This is a genomic window from Geothrix edaphica (assembly GCF_030268045.1).
In the GTDB taxonomy this organism is placed as follows: domain Bacteria; phylum Acidobacteriota; class Holophagae; order Holophagales; family Holophagaceae; genus Geothrix; species Geothrix edaphica.
Map to the genome: position 1 here is coordinate 1,161,749 of NZ_BSDC01000001.1, position 17,114 is coordinate 1,178,862.

Annotated in this window: 13 protein-coding genes and 2 tRNA genes; 10 read left to right on the forward strand and 5 right to left on the reverse strand. The window is 68.2% G+C overall.

The annotated features are described in order from the left end of the window. Positions 1-142 precede the first annotated feature (142 nt). Positions 143-218 (forward strand) — tRNA-Ile (locus tag QSJ30_RS05230). Positions 219-261: 43 nt separating this feature from the next. Here the strand turns inward: QSJ30_RS05230 and QSJ30_RS05235 are convergent. After that, positions 262-978 carry a FadR/GntR family transcriptional regulator gene (locus QSJ30_RS05235; protein WP_285607120.1) on the reverse strand — a complete coding sequence of 239 codons (717 nt, stop codon included), beginning with the start codon at positions 976-978 and terminating at the stop codon, positions 262-264. Positions 979-1,136: 158 nt separating this feature from the next. Here QSJ30_RS05235 and QSJ30_RS05240 point away from each other — a divergent pair, with 158 nt between their 5' ends. The 6 genes from QSJ30_RS05240 (at position 1,137) to QSJ30_RS05265 (ending at position 8,808) form a co-directional block, all read left to right on the forward strand. Continuing rightward, positions 1,137-2,900 carry an L-lactate permease gene (locus QSJ30_RS05240; RefSeq protein ID WP_285607122.1) on the forward strand — a complete coding sequence of 588 codons (1,764 nt, stop codon included), beginning with the start codon at positions 1,137-1,139 and terminating at the stop codon, positions 2,898-2,900. A 97-nt stretch (positions 2,901-2,997) separates the two neighbouring features. Continuing rightward, positions 2,998-5,853 (forward strand): FAD-binding and (Fe-S)-binding domain-containing protein, encoded by a 2,856-nt coding sequence (locus QSJ30_RS05245; RefSeq protein ID WP_285607125.1) that lies wholly within the window; start codon positions 2,998-3,000, stop codon positions 5,851-5,853. After that, positions 5,850-6,596, forward strand: coding sequence for a (Fe-S)-binding protein (locus QSJ30_RS05250; RefSeq protein ID WP_285607127.1), 747 nt, complete (start codon positions 5,850-5,852; stop codon positions 6,594-6,596). The genes QSJ30_RS05245 and QSJ30_RS05250 overlap by 4 nt, the downstream gene beginning before the upstream one ends. Next, a complete protein-coding gene (locus QSJ30_RS05255) occupies positions 6,586-8,019 on the forward strand; it encodes a LutB/LldF family L-lactate oxidation iron-sulfur protein (protein WP_285607130.1) in 1,434 nt (477 codons plus the stop codon). Before QSJ30_RS05250 ends, QSJ30_RS05255 begins: the two co-directional genes overlap by 11 nt. Beyond that, positions 8,012-8,695 (forward strand): LutC/YkgG family protein, encoded by a 684-nt coding sequence (locus tag QSJ30_RS05260; protein WP_285607131.1) that lies wholly within the window; start codon positions 8,012-8,014, stop codon positions 8,693-8,695. The genes QSJ30_RS05255 and QSJ30_RS05260 overlap by 8 nt, the downstream gene beginning before the upstream one ends. Positions 8,696-8,731: 36 nt before the next feature. After that, positions 8,732-8,808, forward strand: a tRNA-Met gene (locus QSJ30_RS05265). A 227-nt stretch (positions 8,809-9,035) separates the two neighbouring features. On the opposite strand, the gene QSJ30_RS05270 is transcribed toward QSJ30_RS05265, so the two are convergent. The 3 genes from QSJ30_RS05270 to bshA form a co-directional block, all read right to left on the reverse strand. Continuing rightward, complete coding sequence (locus QSJ30_RS05270; protein WP_285607133.1) at positions 9,036-9,557, reverse strand: hypothetical protein; 522 nt, start codon at positions 9,555-9,557, stop codon at positions 9,036-9,038. Between the two features lie 111 nt (positions 9,558-9,668). Further along, on the reverse strand, positions 9,669-12,239 hold the full coding sequence (locus QSJ30_RS05275; protein ID WP_285607135.1) for a ligand-binding sensor domain-containing protein: 2,571 nt from the start codon (positions 12,237-12,239) through the stop codon (positions 9,669-9,671). Positions 12,240-12,301: 62 nt separating this feature from the next. Continuing rightward, positions 12,302-13,411, reverse strand: a complete 1,110-nt coding sequence (gene bshA, locus QSJ30_RS05280) for an N-acetyl-alpha-D-glucosaminyl L-malate synthase BshA (protein WP_285607141.1) — start codon at positions 13,409-13,411, stop codon at positions 12,302-12,304. A gap of 50 nt (positions 13,412-13,461) precedes the next feature. On the opposite strand from bshA, the gene QSJ30_RS05285 reads away from it, so the two are divergent. From QSJ30_RS05285 to QSJ30_RS05295, 3 genes are read left to right on the forward strand one after another with little or no spacing between them, the layout of a single operon-like run. After that, on the forward strand, positions 13,462-13,719 hold the full coding sequence (locus QSJ30_RS05285) for a YggT family protein (RefSeq protein WP_243301201.1): 258 nt from the start codon (positions 13,462-13,464) through the stop codon (positions 13,717-13,719). 13 nt (positions 13,720-13,732) lie between these two features. Beyond that, a complete protein-coding gene (locus tag QSJ30_RS05290; RefSeq protein ID WP_285607149.1) occupies positions 13,733-14,293 on the forward strand; it encodes a DivIVA domain-containing protein in 561 nt (186 codons plus the stop codon). A 53-nt stretch (positions 14,294-14,346) separates the two neighbouring features. Next, the gene (locus tag QSJ30_RS05295) at positions 14,347-15,519 is read left to right on the forward strand and encodes a thiolase family protein (RefSeq protein ID WP_285607152.1); all 1,173 of its coding nucleotides are present in this window, start codon (positions 14,347-14,349) and stop codon (positions 15,517-15,519) included. A gap of 71 nt (positions 15,520-15,590) precedes the next feature. Here the strand turns inward: QSJ30_RS05295 and QSJ30_RS05300 are convergent, their stop codons facing one another. After that, positions 15,591-17,090, reverse strand: coding sequence for an OmpP1/FadL family transporter (locus QSJ30_RS05300; RefSeq protein WP_285607154.1), 1,500 nt, complete (start codon positions 17,088-17,090; stop codon positions 15,591-15,593). Between the last annotated feature and the right edge of the window lie 24 nt (positions 17,091-17,114).

The window sequence follows — 17,114 nt, forward strand, 5'->3', positions numbered from 1 at the left end:
CTACCAGCCATTCTCCACCTCATCCCCCTGCCCCGGACCCTGCACTTCACACGATCCGCCCAGCCAGCTTCTTCAGGAGAGAGGCCGCGGGATCCGCCGCATGGGGCCGGAGAACCGCGCCTGCGTTTGCTACACTGGCCCCGGCCCTGTAGCTCAGCGGTCAGAGCTGGCGGCTCATAACCGCTTGGTCGTGGGTTCGAACCCCACCGGGGCCACCATCTGCGCGCGCCGCCCTGGCGGCTCGCGCAGGCGGCGCACGGTTCAGACGATCCACTTCCGCAATTCGCCTTCGGCGAAGTTCAGGTGCGCGAGCATGGCCTCGGACGCGGCCTGGGAGGAGCCGGACCGGATGGCGGCGAGGATCTCGGAGTGCTGGTCGATGATCCGCTGGGGGTTCTGGACATTGTCGTGGTAGAGCTGCCGGCGGGCGACGGAGTTGGCCTTGGCGAACTCCTCGGAGACGGTCTTGAAGAGCTTGGTCAGCAGGCTGTTATGGGTGGCCTCGGCCACGGCGTAGTGGAAGGCGGCGTCGAATTCCTCACCCTTCTCGGAATCCTGCAGATTGAGGCGCTCCCGCATGTTCGCCAGCATGGACTCGATCTGATCGAGCTCCTCGAACGTGGCCCGCTGGGCCGCCAGGCTCGCGGTTGCAGTCTCGAAGATCCGGCGCATCTCGAACATGTCGAGGAGCGAGTTGCGCTCCACCGCCAGGAACATGGCCAGGGGACGGATGATGTCGTCGGTCTCGGTGCCCCGGACGAAGGTGCCCTCACCGGGGCGGATGTCGATGATGCCGAGCATCTCCAGGGTCCGGATGGCTTCCCTCACGGAAGCCCGGCTGACCTGGAAGCGGTCGGCCAGGTCGCGCTCGGCGAGGAGCTTGTCGCCGGGCTTCAGCTTCCCGTCGGCGATGAGCTGCTTGATCTGCTCGACGATTTCCTCGTAGAGCCGTTTGGTCTTGATCGGTGTGAGGTCCATATCCAACCATCCTAAGTGATGGAAAAGGGAATAGATGCGAAATGTGATAAAAAGCAAACGCCTTGCGTATGGTCTGACCACTAGACCCATTGTAGGCTTTCGCGAGGCTCTTTTCCAAAACTCTACCTTCTCATCCCCTACCCCCATCTGGAGGCAGCATGACCCCCTGGACCCAAGTCTATTCCCCCGTCATGGGGAATATCTTTCTCTCCGCACTGGTGGCCGCATTGCCGGTCTTCGTGCTGCTGGGCTTCCTGGCCAAGCACGTGAAGGCCCACTACTCGGCCATCCTGGGTCTGCTCACCTGCTATGTGGTGGCCGTCCTGATCTACAAGATGCCTGCGGGCATGGCCGGCATGGCCGCCGTGCATGGCGCCCTGTTCGGACTGGTGCCCATTGGCTGGATCGTGCTGAACGCCATCTTCATCTACGACATCACCGTGAAATCCGGTGACTTCGAGGTCGTGAAGCACTCCATCGCGGGTCTGGCCGGTGACCGCCGCATCCAGGCCCTGCTGATCGCCTTCAGCTTCGGTGCCTTCATCGAGGGCGCGGCCGGCTTCGGCACGCCCGTGGCGATTTCCGCCGCCATGCTCATCGGCCTGGGCTTCCGGCCCCTCCAGGCCGCCGGCCTGGCCCTCATCGGCAACACCGCCCCCGTGGCCTACGGCGCCCTGGGCAGCCCCCTGATCGCCCTCGCTGGTGTGACCGGCCTGCCCCTGGACATGCTGAGCGCCGCCGCCGGCCGCATCCTGCCCATCTTCTCGCTGATCGTGCCCTTCTGGATCATCTGGACCATGGCCGGGCGGAAGGCGATGATGGAAGTCTGGCCCGCCTGCCTCGTGGCCGGTGGCAGCTTCGCCATCACCCAGTTCGCGGTGAGCAACTTCCACGGCCCCTGGCTGGTGGACATCATCGGCGCCATCGTCTCCATGGTCGCCCTGGTCCTGTTCCTCAAGATCTGGCAGCCCAAGACCACCTGGCGCTATGAGCACGAGCGCGAAGAGCCCCATGCGGTGAAGATCGAGCAGCCCACTGGCAAGGTCGTCAAGGCTTGGCTGCCCTGGGTCTTCCTGTCCCTGTTCGTGTTCGCCTGGGGCACCCCCCAGGTCAAGACCTTCCTCAATGGCGGCACCAAGGACAAGCCGAACTTCCTGGCCGGCTACACGGTCAAGAATTTCGAGATCCCCAAGCTCCACAAGATGGTCATCAAGGCCCCCCCGGTGGTGGCCAAGGCCTCGGCCGAGCCGGCCGTCTGGACCTTCAACTGGCTTTCCCTCACGGGCACCAGCCTCCTGCTCGCCGGCATCTGCAGCGGCCTGCTGGCCGGGTTCAGCTTCCCCGAGCTCGTCAAGGTCTGGGGCAACACCGTCAACCGCGTGAAGATCTCCCTGCTCACCATCGCGGCCATGCTGGCCCTGGGCTTCGTGTCCAAGTCCGCGGGCCTGGACGCGACCATGGGTCTGGCCTTCGCCAGCACCGGCGTCCTCTTCCCCTTCTTCAGCGCCATGCTGGGCTGGCTGGGCGTGGCCCTGACCGGCAGCGACACCTCCGCCAACGTGCTGTTCGGCGGTCTCCAGAAGATCACCGCCCAGCAGCTGGGTCTGAACCCGATCCTCACGGCTGCCGCCAACACCACCGGCGGCGTCATGGGCAAGATGATCGACGCCCAGAGCCTCGTGGTGGCCTCGGTCGCCACCAACCAGCAGGGCGAGGAGGGCACCATCCTCCGCTACGTGTTCTTCCACAGCCTGGCCCTGGCCGCCATGGTCGGCGTCGTGATCTTCCTCTATGCGAAGGTCCTGCCCGCCAACTGGATGCCCCAGCTTCCTCCCGCGGCCCCCGCGGTGGCGGCTCCCGTGACCGCTCCTGCGGCTCCCGCCGCTCCGGCCACCCTGCCCGCCCCCGCCCCTGCCAAGTAGGCCGGGCGGCATCCTGACGTAAGACCCGGGTCCCGCCGCGCCCCAACCGGCCGGCGGGACCTTTTTTCGCGATCGCCTGATCCAGAGGATGTTTCTCATGAGCACCGCCACCGCCACTTCCCTGAGGGAATCCCTCGTGTCCATCGTCGGTCCCGACCGTGTCCTCGACCGGCCGGTGGACTTGATCGCCTTCGCCTCGGATGCGAGCTTCTACCGGCTCATCCCCAAGGCCGTGGCCTTCGCGGGCAGCGTGGACGAAGTCCGGGCCCTGTTCCGGCTCAGCCGCGAGCTCGGGGTCCCCATGACCTTCCGCGCCGCCGGCACCAGCCTCTCGGGCCAGTCGGTGTCCGACGGCATCCTGGTGGAAGTGGCCCGCAACTGGCGCGGCATCCAGGTGCTGGAAGGCGGCGCCAAGGTGAAGGTGCAACCCGGCGTCATCGGGGCCCATGTGAACCATGCCCTGCGCCCCTACCGGGCCAAGATGGGCCCCGACCCGGCCTCCATCAACACCTGCACCGTTGGCGGCATCCTCTCCAACAACTCCAGCGGCATGTGCTGCGGCGTCACCCAGAACGCGTATCACACCCTGGAATCCCTGACCTTCGTCCTGCCCTCGGGCACGGTGATCGACACGGCCGCGCCGGACGCAGACGCGCGCTTCCGCGAAGCGGAGCCGGAGCTGGCCGCAGGGCTCCTCAAGCTCAAGGCCGACCTGGAGGCCAACCAGCCCCTGGCCCAGCGCATCCGTGCCAAGTACAAGATGAAGAACACGACGGGCTACTCGCTCAACGCCTTCATCGACTACGAGCGCCCCGTGGACATCTTCCGCAATGTGCTGGTGGGTTCGGAAGGCACGCTGGCCTTCATCGCCGAGGCTGTGCTGAACTCCGTGCCGGATCTGCCGGTGAAGGTGACGGGTTTCCTGATCTTCCCCGACCTGCATGCGGCCTGCGCCGCCATCGTGCCCCTGCGCGACGCCGGCGCCGCGGCCCTGGAGCTGCTGGATCGGGCCTCTCTCCGCTCCGTTGAGAACCAGGCCGGCGTACCCCCCACCATCAAGACCCTGCCTGATGGCGCCGCTGCCCTGCTGGTGGAGTTCCAGGGCAAGGATGAGTCCGCCCGCGCCGAACTGGAGCGCCTGGCCCTGGATGCCGCCGCCCACCTGACCTTGCTCGAGCCCGCCCGGTTCACCCACGATCCTGTAGAGCAGGCCCTGATGTGGAAGATCCGCTCGGGCACCTTCCCGTCCGTCGGCGCCGTGCGCGCCCGCGGCACCACCGTGCTCATCGAGGACGTGGCCTTCCCCATCGAGAAGCTGGCCGATGCGGCCGTGGACCTCACCAAGCTCTTCGCCAAGCACCGCTATGACGAGGCCATCCTCTTCGGCCATGCCAAGGATGGGAACCTGCACTTCGTCATCACCCAGTCCTTCAACGACAAGGCCGCTGTGGATCGCTATTCCGCGCTCATCGACGATGTAGTGGAGCTGGTGGTCAAGAAGTACGACGGTGCCCTCAAGGCCGAGCACGGCACCGGCCGCAACATGGCGCCCTTCGTGGAAGCCGAGTGGGGCCCCGAGGCCAAGGCCGTCATGGAGCAGCTCAAGAACCTGGTGGACCCTCTGCGCCTGCTGAACCCCGGTGTCATTCTCAACGCCGATCCCCACTGCCACCTGGCCGACCTCAAGCCCATGCCGGGCGTCGAGGAGGAGGTCGACAAGTGCATCGAGTGCGGCTATTGCGAGCCCAAGTGCCCCAGCCGCGAGCTCACCCTCACCCCCCGGCAGCGCATCGTCGTGCGCCGTGAGATGGCCCGTCTGGAGGGAAACCGGGAAAATCCCGCCCTGCTGTCGTCCCTGCAGGAGGCCTTCCCCTACATGGCCCTGGACACCTGCGCCACGGATGGCCTCTGCGCCACCGCCTGCCCCGTCGGAATCGACACCGGCCAGCTCACCAAGCGGTTCCGCCGCGCCAGTCACAGCCGCCGCGCCCAGAAGATCGCCCTCTCCGTGGCCCGCAACTTCGCCACCGTGGAGCCGGCCATGCGGCTGGCCCTGCGCAGCGGGCACCTCGTCCAGAGCCTCTTCGGGCCCAAGGCCATGCCCTTCCTCACCCGGATCATGAAGACCTTCGGCGCCTCCCACCAGTGGAGCCCGGAGATGCCCAAGCCCGCCAAGGCGCCGCTGCCCGTGACTACTCTGGAAGGCGCCCAGGCCATCTACTTTCCCGCCTGCCTCTCCCGCATGATGGGCCACCTGCCCGGCGAGCCCGAGGAGATGAGTCTGGTGGAGGCGCTGGTGAAGGTGTCGGCGCGGGCCGGCTACCCGGTCCACATCCCCTTCGATGTGGAAGGCACCTGCTGCGGTGTGCCCTTCAGCTCCAAGGGCTATGACGAAGCCCACCGCTACACCATCAACCGCACCATCGAGAAGTTCTGGGAGTGGACCCAGCAGGGCCGGCTGGCCCTCGTCATGGACACCAGCCCCTGCACCTATGGCGTGCTCACCAGCCGGGGCTACCTCACGCCCGAGAACCAGGCGAAGTTCGACAAGCTCAAGATCCTCGACAGCACCGCCTTCGCCAACGATGTGCTGCTGCCCCGCCTCCAGGTGACCCGCAAGGTGGGTTCCGTGGTCCTCCACCCGGTCTGCTCGGTCACCAAGATGAACCTGCTGCCCAAGCTGGAGGGGGTCGCCAAGGCCTGCGCGGACAAGGTCGTGGTGCCCCGGGATGCAGGCTGCTGCGGCTTCGCCGGCGATCGCGGCTTCACCCACGCCGAGCTGACCGCCTCCGCAACCAAGCACGAGGCCCGGGAGGTGAAGGCCGAACGTTTCGATGGCTACTTCGCCAGCAGCCGCACCTGCGAGGTGGGCATGACCCGTTCCACGGGCCAGGTCTACCGAAGCTTCCTATACTTGCTCGAGTCCGCGACCCGACCGGAGGTCTCCAAGTGAATGGAACCAAGCCCAAGAAGGTCTACTTCTACGGCACCTGCCTGGTGGACCTGTTCTTCCCGGACGCCGGCATGGCCGGCATCCAGCTCCTGCGCCGGGCCGGCGTGGAGGTGGTCTTCCCCGAGGGCCAGACCTGCTGCGGCCAGCCTGCCTTCAACTGCGGCTATTGGGAGGAGGCCCGGGACGTGGCCCGCACCCAGGTGGCCCTGTTCCCCGAGGACCTGCCCGTGATCCTGCCCTCCGGCAGCTGCGCGGGCATGATGAAGGTCCACTATCCCGAGCTGTTCCACGGCCAGCCTGATGAGGCCAAGGTCCGCGCCTTCAGCGCCCGGGTCTACGAGCTGACCCAGTTCCTCGTGGACGTGCTGGACGTGAAGCTCAAAGACCTCGGCGAGCCCGTGAAGGTCACCTGGCACAGCTCCTGCCATGCGGTCCGCGATCTGGGCCTGAAGGGCGAGCCCCAGGCCCTCATCGGCCAGCTCTCCAACGTGGAGCTGGCGCCCCTGACCCGGGAATACGAGTGCTGCGGCTTCGGCGGCACCTTCGCCGTGCGCCACCCCGAAATCTCCGGCGCCATGGTCACCGACAAGATCGCGGACGCCACCGCCACCGGCGCCTCCCTCGTCCTGTCCACGGACGGCGGCTGCCTGATGAACGTGAACGGCGCGCTGGAGGCCAAGAGCAGCAAGCTCAAGGTCCAGCACATCGCCGAATTCCTGTGGGAGCGCACCCGTGCACGCTGAGAACGAAGTCCATTTCAGGGATGCCGCCGCCAAGGCCCTGCTGGATCCCCAGCTCCGGGCCAACTTCCGCCGCGCCATGGACGGCCTCATCACCAAGCGCAAGGCCCAGTTCCCCGATCCGCGGGACCTCCAGGACCTGCGGGACCTCAGCACGGCCATCCGCTCCCGCAGCCTGCTCTGCCTGCCGGAGCTGCTGGAGCAGCTGGAGGCCAGCTGCGCCAGGAACGGCATCAAGGTGCACTGGGCCGAGACCTGCGAACAGGCGAACCAGCTGATCCTGGGCATCCTCCAGGCCAAGGGCGCCAAGACCCTGGTCAAAGGCAAGAGCATGGTCTCCGAGGAGATGCACCTCAACGCCTTCCTCGAATCCAAGGGCATCGAGGCCCTGGAATCCGACCTGGGCGAGTACATCATCCAGCTCGACGGTGAGACGCCGAGCCACATCATCATGCCGGCCATCCACAAGAACAAAGACCAGATCGCCCGGCAGTTCAGCCAGAAGATCAAGGACGCGAAGTACACCGAGGATGTGGACGAGCTGACGGCCATGGCCCGCAAGGTGCTGCGCCAGAAGTTCCTCGATGCCGATGCCGGCCTGTCCGGCGTGAACTTCGCCGTGGCTGAGACCGGGACCCTGTGTCTGGTGGAGAACGAAGGCAACGGCCGCATGAGCACCCATGTGCCGCCTCTCCACATCGCCGTCATGGGCCTGGAGAAGGTCGTGGCGCGGCTGGAGGATGTGGCGCCGCTCTACGCCATCCTCACGCGCTCCGCCACCGGCCAGGCCGTGAGCACCTACTTCAACCTGATCACCGGGCCCCGCGGTGCCGGGGAGAAGGACGGCCCGCAGGAAGTCCACCTCGTCATCCTCGACAACGGCCGATCCCGGATCTACGCCGATCCCCAGCTGCGCGCCACCCTGCGCTGCATCCGCTGCGGCGCCTGCATGAACCACTGTCCTGTCTACACCCGCGTGGGCGGCCATGCCTACGAGGCCATCTATCCCGGCCCCATCGGGAAGATCCTCACCCCGCAGATGGAGGGCGTCGGCGTGCGCCACGACCTCATCCACGGCTCCAGTCTCTGCGGCGCCTGCGGCGAGGTCTGCCCCGTGGAGATCCCCATCCCCGAGATCCTGGTGCGCCTGCGCCGGGAGGCCACCCACGACGACATGGCCTCGACCGTGGCCGGCAAGGCCACCGGCCGCACGGCCACGGAGGACTGGGCCTGGCGTCTCTGGGCCGGAGTGACGAAGCGCCCCGCCCTCTATCGCGTCGCGACTTGGTTCGCCACGCGCTTCGGGAAGGCCCTGCCCGCCAATGCCCCCCTCATCAAGAACTGGACCCAATCCCGCACCAAACCTGTTCCCGCCCGCCGTTCACTGAGCGAGCGCATGCGCGCCGAGGGAGCCAGCCATGAGTAGCCCGAACTCGTCCGCTGCGGATTCCCGCAGCGCCATTCTCGGTCGCCTCCGCGCCGCCGGCGATTCCGGCCCCCTGCCCGCCCTTGATACGGCGGTTCTCGAGCGCCGCCAATGGTCAGCCGCCGAACGCGTGACCCGGCTGCGCAAGGGCATGGAGGCGGTCCACACGGAATTCATCGAGGCCACGCCCGCTGATTGGCCAGCCGTGATCCGCGCCTTCTGTGAGCGCGAGGGGCTGAGGAACCTGCTCTACGGTCCCACCAGCGAGGCGGGTTCCGCCCTGGCCGCCGCCTGGGCGCCCGGTGGACCACAGCTGAAGCCCTACGACCGCCCCGTGGAGGACTTCAAGCAGGAGCTGTTCGGCGACATCGACGCCGGATTCACCGGCACCGTGGGCGGCGTCGCCGAGACCGGCGGCCTGCTGCTGATGCCCGGTCCTGCCGAGCCCCGGCTCATGTCCCTGGTGCCGCCCGTCCACATCGCGCTGCTGCGCGCCTCCACCATCCAGGACAGCTTCTGGTCCGCCGTGAAAGCCCTGGGCTGGGGCCGGGCCCTGCCCCCCAACGCCCTGATGATCTCCGGTCCCAGCAAGACCGCCGACATCGAGCAGACCCTCGCCTACGGCGTCCACGGTCCCAAGCGCCTCATCGTGGTGCTCGTGGATGATCTGAAGTAGACGAAGACCCGCGCCCCCGCTACACTGCTCCTTCATGGCTGGGTAGCTCAGGTGGTTAGAGCGAGGGTCTCATAATCCCTAGGTCGGCAGTTCGAGTCTGCCTCCAGCCACCACACAGAACACCGGAGCCGAGCTGCTCCGGTGTTTTTGTACGCCCACCCAAGCCAAAGACTCGGACTGCCGAGAAGCAGTGGCGGCCAGGTAGCCCATAGCGAGCAAGGCCCCAGTGGGGCCTGCGCAGCGTACATGGGCGTGGCCAGCCACGCGCCAGTTCGAGTCTGCCCTCTGGGGCTAGGCCAGTGCCAGTCAGTCAGACGATCGGCCTGAGCCCCCGACCCGTCTAAGCCGCATCGCTCGGACCGGCCGGGCGCCGGGACATCCGCGTGTCATTCCAGACCCGGAGGAGATGGGGTCTGGCCTGTTGGTACCAGTAGCGCACCAGGTCGATCCGCCGCCGGTCGGAGGCGCCGGCCAGGAAGGAGCCGTCGGCCAGGGCGAACGAGGCGTCGACACCCGGTCCCAGGACGTGGAACCGGGCAGGACCCTGCACGTCCGGTCCAAGCTCGATCCGCAGGCCGCCCACGCCGCCGAGCGGCGCCCTCCCGAACAGGAGCAGGGTCTCCTCCCCGTCGAAATAGACACAGAGGCCGCTGTTCAGAACGGTGGCGAGATGCTCTTCAAACGCTTCGATTCGGGAGAATCCCTGCAGGCAATCGAACCGGAGGGACGGGGGGATGCCGCCGGCCGGGGACCCCGGGGCCAGCGCCGGCCGGGCCGGGCATCGGCGCCGGGTCCACGTCGACAGGGAGGCCAGATAGGTCGGGGCGGTCTCGCGCTGGAGGTCGGTTGGGAGGGGTGGCATATCGGGCGAAGTCCTCACGGGAATCACCCATGAAACACACCTTCGGCCCCTGCTGGTGGCAGAACCGGCTGAACGGTCATATCTGGCGTCCCAACGGGAGAGCTCCCCCGGTCATTCCCCCTGGGAGGGCCCGGTCTGGCCCTGGCCCCCCTCCCCTTCCCGCCTGGTGGCCCGCTTCCGCTCGGGGTACAGGGCGTCCGCGCAATCCGGGCAGATGCCGTGGGTGAAGTCCGCGTCCGAATGGGCGGTGATGTAGTGCTCCAGCTGGTTCCAGTAGCCCGAGTCGTCGCGGATCTTCTTGCAGCTGGCACAGATCGGCAACAGACCGGAGAGCTGCTTCACTTGGCCGAGGGCCGTGGACAGCGCGGCGTTCCGGGATTGGAGCTCCTCGGTCCGCTTGGCCACCAGGGCCTCCAGCTCGGCTTTGCTGCGCGCCAGGGCCGCCACGCGGAGCCGCAGGATCACGAGGCCGAGCCCCAGGAAGGCCAGGCCGCCAAGGCCCAGGGCCCACCAGGTCCGCCACCAGGGCGGGAGGACGCGGAAATCCAGTCCGGTCGCGGGACCGAAGGCGCCATCCTTGCCCGCGGCACGGGCTTCGAACCGGTAGTGCCCGCCCGGCAGCGCGGGGTAGCGCACCAGGGGTGCGTCAACCTCCCGCCAGGCGTCCTCGAGGCCCAGCAGCCGCACCTGGAACCGCGTCTGGCGTTCGTCCAGGTAGGTGGGCGCGGCGACCCGGAAGGAGAGGGTGGCTTCCCGGTGGGCGATCGGCGCGAGGTTCCCAAAGGGGGGTTCCAGCCGCCGGGTCCCATAGGAGAGCTCCAGGATGTGCGCCGGTGCCTGCACGGGCTGGGGCCAGGCCCCATCCGTCTCGTAACGCACCAGGCCCGCGGCCGTCCCCACCCAGATGCGCCCGGATTCAGCCAGCAGGGCCTGGATGGCGCAGTCCTCGCTCACCATCCCATCCTCCTGGCCGATGTGGAGCGGCGGATCCAGGCGGTCCAGGCCCTGGTCCGTAGTGGCCCAGGTCTGCCCCCGCTCGTCCACCTCCACGGCGTAGATCTGGTCCGAGTGAAGGCCCTGGCCCTTGACGCGCTGCTCCAGCACGGTGAGCCGGTCCCCGTCCACGCGGACCCGGGAGAGCCCCTGGGGCTCCTGGTAATGCACCCAGGCGCTGCCATCCGGCAGGAAGGCCATGCCGTAGAGGCCGAAGGGCAGGAGGCCGTCCTTTTCCGTGAACAGCCGCCAGGGGCCCTTGGCAGCTTTCAGGTACAGCCCCGCGGTGGTGGCGGCCCAGAGGCGGCCCCCGGCATCCTCCCGGATGCGGAAGACCCCGAGAGCGCCTGCACCCGCGGGTTTCACCTCCTGGATGAGGCGCTGCCCGGCTGGATCCCAGCGGAGGATTCCGGACCGGACATGGCTCAGCCAGACCTGCCCCCTGGAGTCCACCATCACGCTGTTCACGGCGAATCCGAGGTCTCCCAGAGGCGCCACTTCAGCGGCCTGGTGCCCGGGGCGGAGCCAGAAGGTGGGTCCGATGGTGCTGACCATCCACAGGGTGCCGGTCCGGTCGAGGGTCAGGCTCTTGATGCGGTGGCCCTCCGTGCCGGGAATCCGCGAGGCGGCGGTGGCGGTCACCCGCCGGGCCCCGTCATCCGTGGCGGCCAGGAGCTCGCCGCCCGGCTGGCGGGTGATGGACCAGACCACCTCCCCGGAGATGCCTGCGGCCAGGGCATGATTCCAGACCCGGCCGCCGCCCTGGAGCCGTGCCAGGGCGGTCCCCAGGACCCAGAGCGTGCCCTCCCGGTCCCTGAACACCGTGCGGACCCAGCGGAACGGCAGCCCTCCGGCCGCGTCCATGCGCTCGGTCTGGTCCCCCGAGAGGTGCAGCGCCCCCGCCTGGGTGGGCAGCCAGATGGAACCGTCGGCGTCCGTGAAGGGGACGCTGTTGGGGGACAGGCTTGCGTCCAGCCTGCGGGACTGGTCCGAGAACCGGGGGGCTCCCGGCGCCTTCAGGACCAGGCTCCGCCCGAAGCCTGCCCAGACCCGCCCGGCCCCATCCTCCACGACCATGGAGACCCCATCGGCCGGCAGGCCCTGGCCCGGGCCCCAGTCCTCCCGGGATCCATCAGGAAGGAACGTGATGAGGCCCGCCTTCGTGCCCAGATGCATGGCCCCCCTGGCCCCGGCCGCGAGGATGGCGACCAGACCAGCCGGCCTGGGTGCCCGGAGCCGGAACTGCACGCCCTCCTCCTGGACGAACAGCCCTTCAGAGGTCATGGCCCATAGCCGGCCACGGCGGTCCAGGGCGATGGTCTCGGCGGGCAGTGGGCCCGGCAGGCTGCCGAAGCGGGCCGGCTCGATGCGCCCCTCCCGGATCCGCACCAGACCCCTCAGGGTGGCTGCCCACACACCGCCTTCCCGGGCGGGGAGCAGCCGGTGGATGAACCCCGAGGGCAGCCCGTCTTCCCGGGTCCAGCGACGGCAGTGGCCACCCTCATAACGCAACAGGCCGCTTTCCGTCCCCAGCCAGAGGAACCCCTCCGCATCCTGGGTCAGGGTGGTGATGGCCCCGGAGGGCAGGCCCTGGGCCGGGCCCATGACCGCGAAGGGACGGCGCCAGCCCTCGGAGGCCAGGCAGAGGACCCCCAGCAGCCCCGCCACGATGATCCTGACCCATGCCATGCCCACTCCTGCTGTCCGTTCCCTATCGATAGCTCCCGCGCCCCGGTTGACTAACGGGACCGTCAGCCCTGGCCCAGCACCCGCCGGTAGAGCGCTTCGTACCGGTCCACGATGGGCCCTTCCGCGAAGGTACCCAGGGCCCGCTCTCGGGCCGCGTTGCCCATGGTCCGGCGCAGGTCGTCATCGCGCAGGAGCTTCACCGCGTCAGCCGCCATGGCCTCCACATCACCCATGGCCTCCAGGTAGCCGTCCACTCCGTGGCGCACCACCTCCGGCAGGCCCCCCACCCGGCTGGCGATGACGGGCACCCGGTGCCCCATGGCCTCCAGGGCCGCCAGGCCGAAGCTCTCCGTGGCGCTGGGTAGCAGGAAGAGGTCCGAGCAGGCCAGGACCGTGCCAATGTCCAGCTGCTTGCCCGTGAACCGCACCTCGGAGGCGAAGCCCCGGTCCCGGCAGTAGGCCTCGGCCTCCACCCGGTCTGGTCCATCGCCCACCATCACCAGGCGCACCGGGACTTCCCTGCGGACGAGTTCGAAGACCTTCAACACGTCCATCACGCGCTTCACGGGCCTGAAGTTGGAGATGTGGGTCAGCACCGAGGTGGCCCTGGGCGCCAGCCAGGCCCGGCAGTCCGGGCTCTCCTGGCCCGGGGGCTCGACGAAGTTCCCGATGACGTCGATGTCGCGATCCACCCCGAAGGTGCGGTAGGTCTCATCCCGCAGGTACTCTGAAACGGCAGTCACGCCATCGCTTTCCCGGATGGCCATCTTCACCATGGGGAGGTAGCTGGGGTCGCTGCCCACCACGGTGATGTCCGTGCCGTGCAGGGTGGTCACGACCTTCAGGCCCGGAATGGCCATGCGGGCCAGCAGGGCGGCCATGGCGTGGGGGATGGCGTAGTGCGCGTGGATGATCTCCAGGCCGTGGTGCTCGGCCACGTCCGCCATCTTGGAGCCCAGGGCGATGGAATAGGGGGCATCCTCGAAGAGCGGATAGGTGGTGGCCCGGACTTCGTGGAAGTTGATGCGGTCCTCGAAGCCCACCAGGCGTGGCGGCACGCTGGGGCTGAGGATGTGCACCTCGTGGCCCCGGGCGGCCAGGGCCTTGCCCACCTCCGTGGCCACGACGCCCGAGCCGCCGAAGGTGCTGTAGCAGGAGATACCGATGCGCATGGGGAACCCTCTCTACCCGCTATGATGAACGGGTTCCCGGGATCCTGCCCATGCCCCTTCTCTTCGCCATCGCCTACCACGCCCTGACCCTGCTCAGCTGGCTGCTGATCGCGACGGCCCTGCTCTCCTGGTTCCCGGTCGACCCCAGGAACCGCTGGATCCGGCTGCTGCACGCCATTACCGACCCGGTGCTGCACCCCATCCGCGCCCTGGTTCCGCCCATCGGTGGAATCAGCCTGGACATCTTCATCGCCCTCCTGCTGCTGTGGGGGGTCCAGAAAGTGCTCGCCCAAGCCGTGGGTTCATGACACAGGAGGAGGCATGAAATACACCCCTCTCGACATCCAGCGCCGGGAGTTCGAAAAGGCCTTCCGCGGCATCGAGGAATCGGAGGTGCGGACCTTCCTCCACGAGGTGGCTGCCGAATGGGAGGAGCTCCTGGCCGAGAACCAGAAGCTGAAGGAGGAGATCCTCGACAGCCGGGAGCGCCTCCGCCAGTACCAGGACCAGGACCGCATCTTCCGCGAGACCCTCCTCCAGGCCCAGCGCACCCGAGAGGATGTGCTGGATGGTGCCAACCGGGAGAAGGAGCTCATCCTCCGCGAGGCCCAGTTCAAGGCCGACGAGGTCATCCGCGATGCCCAGCAGCATGTGGTCGAGCTGGAGGTGCAGATCCGCAACTTGAAGATGGAGCGAACCCGGTTCGTCCGGGACCTGGAATCCCTCATGGAGCGCACCCGCCGCCACGTCCAGGAGGAGGCTCCGGACATCTACCTGGCCGCTCCCCCCACCCTGAACCTGGAGGGGCTGGACTTCAGCTCGCTCGACGAGCCCACCACCCAGGCGATCCCCCCCATCCGCCGGCCGAAGGCCTCGAGCTAGCCTTCAGCTGATGGCCGATAGCTGACAGCTGATAGCCCCCCATTGGAGTTCCCATGTCCCACGCCGTCATCCTGAAAGCCCTCCGGAGCCCCATCGGCAAGTTCCAGGGGGGTCTGGCGCCCCTGGCGGCGCCGGACCTGGCGGCCCAGGTGGTGAGGGCCCTGCTGGCCGCCGTGCCGGGGGCGGCTCCGACCGAGGCGATCTTCGGCAATGTCGTGAGTGCGGGTGTGGGCCAGGCGCCGGCCCGCCAGGCGGCCCTGCGGGGCGGTCTGCCCTCCAGCGTCTCGGCCCTGACCATCAACAAGGTCTGCGGCAGCGGCCTCAAGGCCATCCAGCTGGCCGCCAACGCCGTGCGCCTGGGCGATCATGACGTGGTGCTGGCCGGCGGCATGGAGTCCATGTCCAATGCCCCCTACCTCATGCCCAAGCTCCGGGCCGGAGCCCGCATGGGTCACACCGAGGCCAAGGACGCCATGATCCTCGACGGCCTCTGGTGCGCCATGACGGACCAGCACATGGGCCACACGGGCGAGCTGGTGGCCGACAAATATGGCGTGAGCCGCGAAGCCCAGGACGCCTGGGCCGCCGAGAGCCACCGGAAGGCTGTAGCCGCCATGCAGTCCGGCGCCTTCCATGCCGAGATCGTGCCCATCGCCGTGCCTGGGCGGAAGGGCGATGTGATGATCACGGAGGACGAGGGGCCCCGCCCCGATTCCACGCCCGAGTCCCTCGCGAAGCTCCGCCCCGCCTTCAAGAAGGACGGCACTGTCACCGCCGGGAACGCCCCCAGCGTGAACGACGGCGCCGCCGCGGCCCTGGTGACGACCGAGAGCTATGCCAAGGCCCACGGCCTGGCCGTCCAGGCCCGCATCCTCGGCACGGCCACTGCCGGTCTCGACCCCGAGTGGGTGCTCATGGCGCCCGTGGAGGCCATCCGCAAGGTGCTGGCCCAGGTGGGCTGGACGGTGGGCGACGTGGACCTCTGGGAGATCAACGAGGCCTTCGCCGTGCAGCTGGTGGCCACGATGAATGAGCTGAAGCTGCCGGCCGACCGCATCAACGTTCACGGCGGCGCCGTGGCCCTGGGCCATCCCATCGGGGCCTCCGGCGCCCGCGTCATGGCCACCCTGCTCCATGCCCTGGAGCGCCAGGGCAAGCAGCGCGGCATCGCCGCGCTGTGCCTCGGGGGTGGGAACGCCATTGCCATGGCTGTGGAACGGGTGTAGCCCGCCGCGGAGCACCCTATAACGAGAAGGGGCCCGGCATGCCGGGCCCCTTCTCGTTGCAGAGGCTGGAACTAGAAGCTGTAGCGCAGCGAGACGCCCAGGATGTCGATGGTGGCCTTCATCGTGGCGCTGAGGCTGCCGCGGGTGAGGTTGTCGCCCGCAGATGTCAGGTTGATCTTGCTGTCGCTGATGAACAGGTGGGTGTAGCCGACATCGATCGCCGTCTTCTTGGACAGGTTGTAGCTCACGCCCAGGGAGACCCACTTGCGGTCGTTGTCGGGGATGCGGGGCGTGCGGTGGGCCTCATCCACGGCGCTCTGGTCATAGGCGAGGCCGCCACGGACCGTCCACTCCTGGTTCACCTTCCAGGTGCCGCCCACGGAGTAGAACCAGGTGTTCTTCCAGCTCTCGTTCGTGACGGAATCAGCCAGCCCCGTGTCGAACTTCACGCGGAGCTCCTTGAAGCGGGACCAGGTGCTCTGCGCCACTTCGCCCTGGAGGGAGAAGGCGGGGCTCAGCTGCCAGTCGAAGCCCAGCGAAGCGGTGGCCGGGAGGGCGAGATCAGCCTGACCCTTGCCATTCCGGAGGCCGGCGCCCTGCAGCGCCGCCAGATCCGTGGCGGGCATGGCGGCGGGGTACTCGAAGGAGGCATCACCCTTGAGTGTCATGGTCATGGCGGCGGAATAGGCACCGCCCAGCCGGAACTCCTTGGTCGGCTGCCAGGTGAAACCCGCCTTCCAGCCGTAGCCCCAGCCGTCGCCCTTCAGGCCGGCCTTGCCGTCCCAGGCGCCGGGGATGGCGTAGCCAGGGGTGCCGAAGGTCGCGCTGGGGGCGCCCATGGCGACGGTGGCCACGGGGCTGTTCTGGGTCGGACTGGGCGCCACGGGGGACATGCCGGCCGCAGCCAGCCCGCTGCCCACCTTCAGGGCCAGGGCCGTGCCGTAGTCCACGCCGTTGGTCAGCTCGGCATCGGCCTTGCGGGCGATGAAGGCCACGCCGAAGGAGAACTGGTCAGCCACCCGGTAGGCCAGGCTGGGCGTGATGTCGATGGTCTTCAGGTCGGACTTCAGCGCGTGATAGCGGCCGATCCAGTTGGCGTCGTACTCGGTGGTGAGGCCGAAGGGGACATTCAGGGAGAGTCCCAGTTTCAGGTCCTTGTTCACGCTGTACATGATGTTGAATTCAGGCAGGACGGCGGAGATTCCGGAGTTCGGATGGCTGGAGGCGCCGGAAATGGGGATCAGGCTCGTCGTGGTGTTGGGCGCCACGTTGAAGCCGAGGGCAGTCAGGGCCGGCGTGCGGTTGGCCGTCATGTCCGAGAGCTTCACGTCCAGGCCGACGTAGGTGCCGCCGAAGGAGAACTGCCAGCCATCGTACTGGGTCATCACGGCGGGGTTGAAGAAGAGGGCGCTGATGTCGCTGCCACCCGCGCTGACACCGGCGAAGGCATTGCCCTGGGAGCTGGGGCTCTGCTCGCGAAGCTGGAAGCCGGAGGCCTGGGCCTGGGGAGCGAAGGCGCCGGCGGCGATGAGGGTCAAGGCCGTGAGGGTGAGACGTGAACGGTGGGTCATGGGCGCATGGCTCCTAATCCCGGA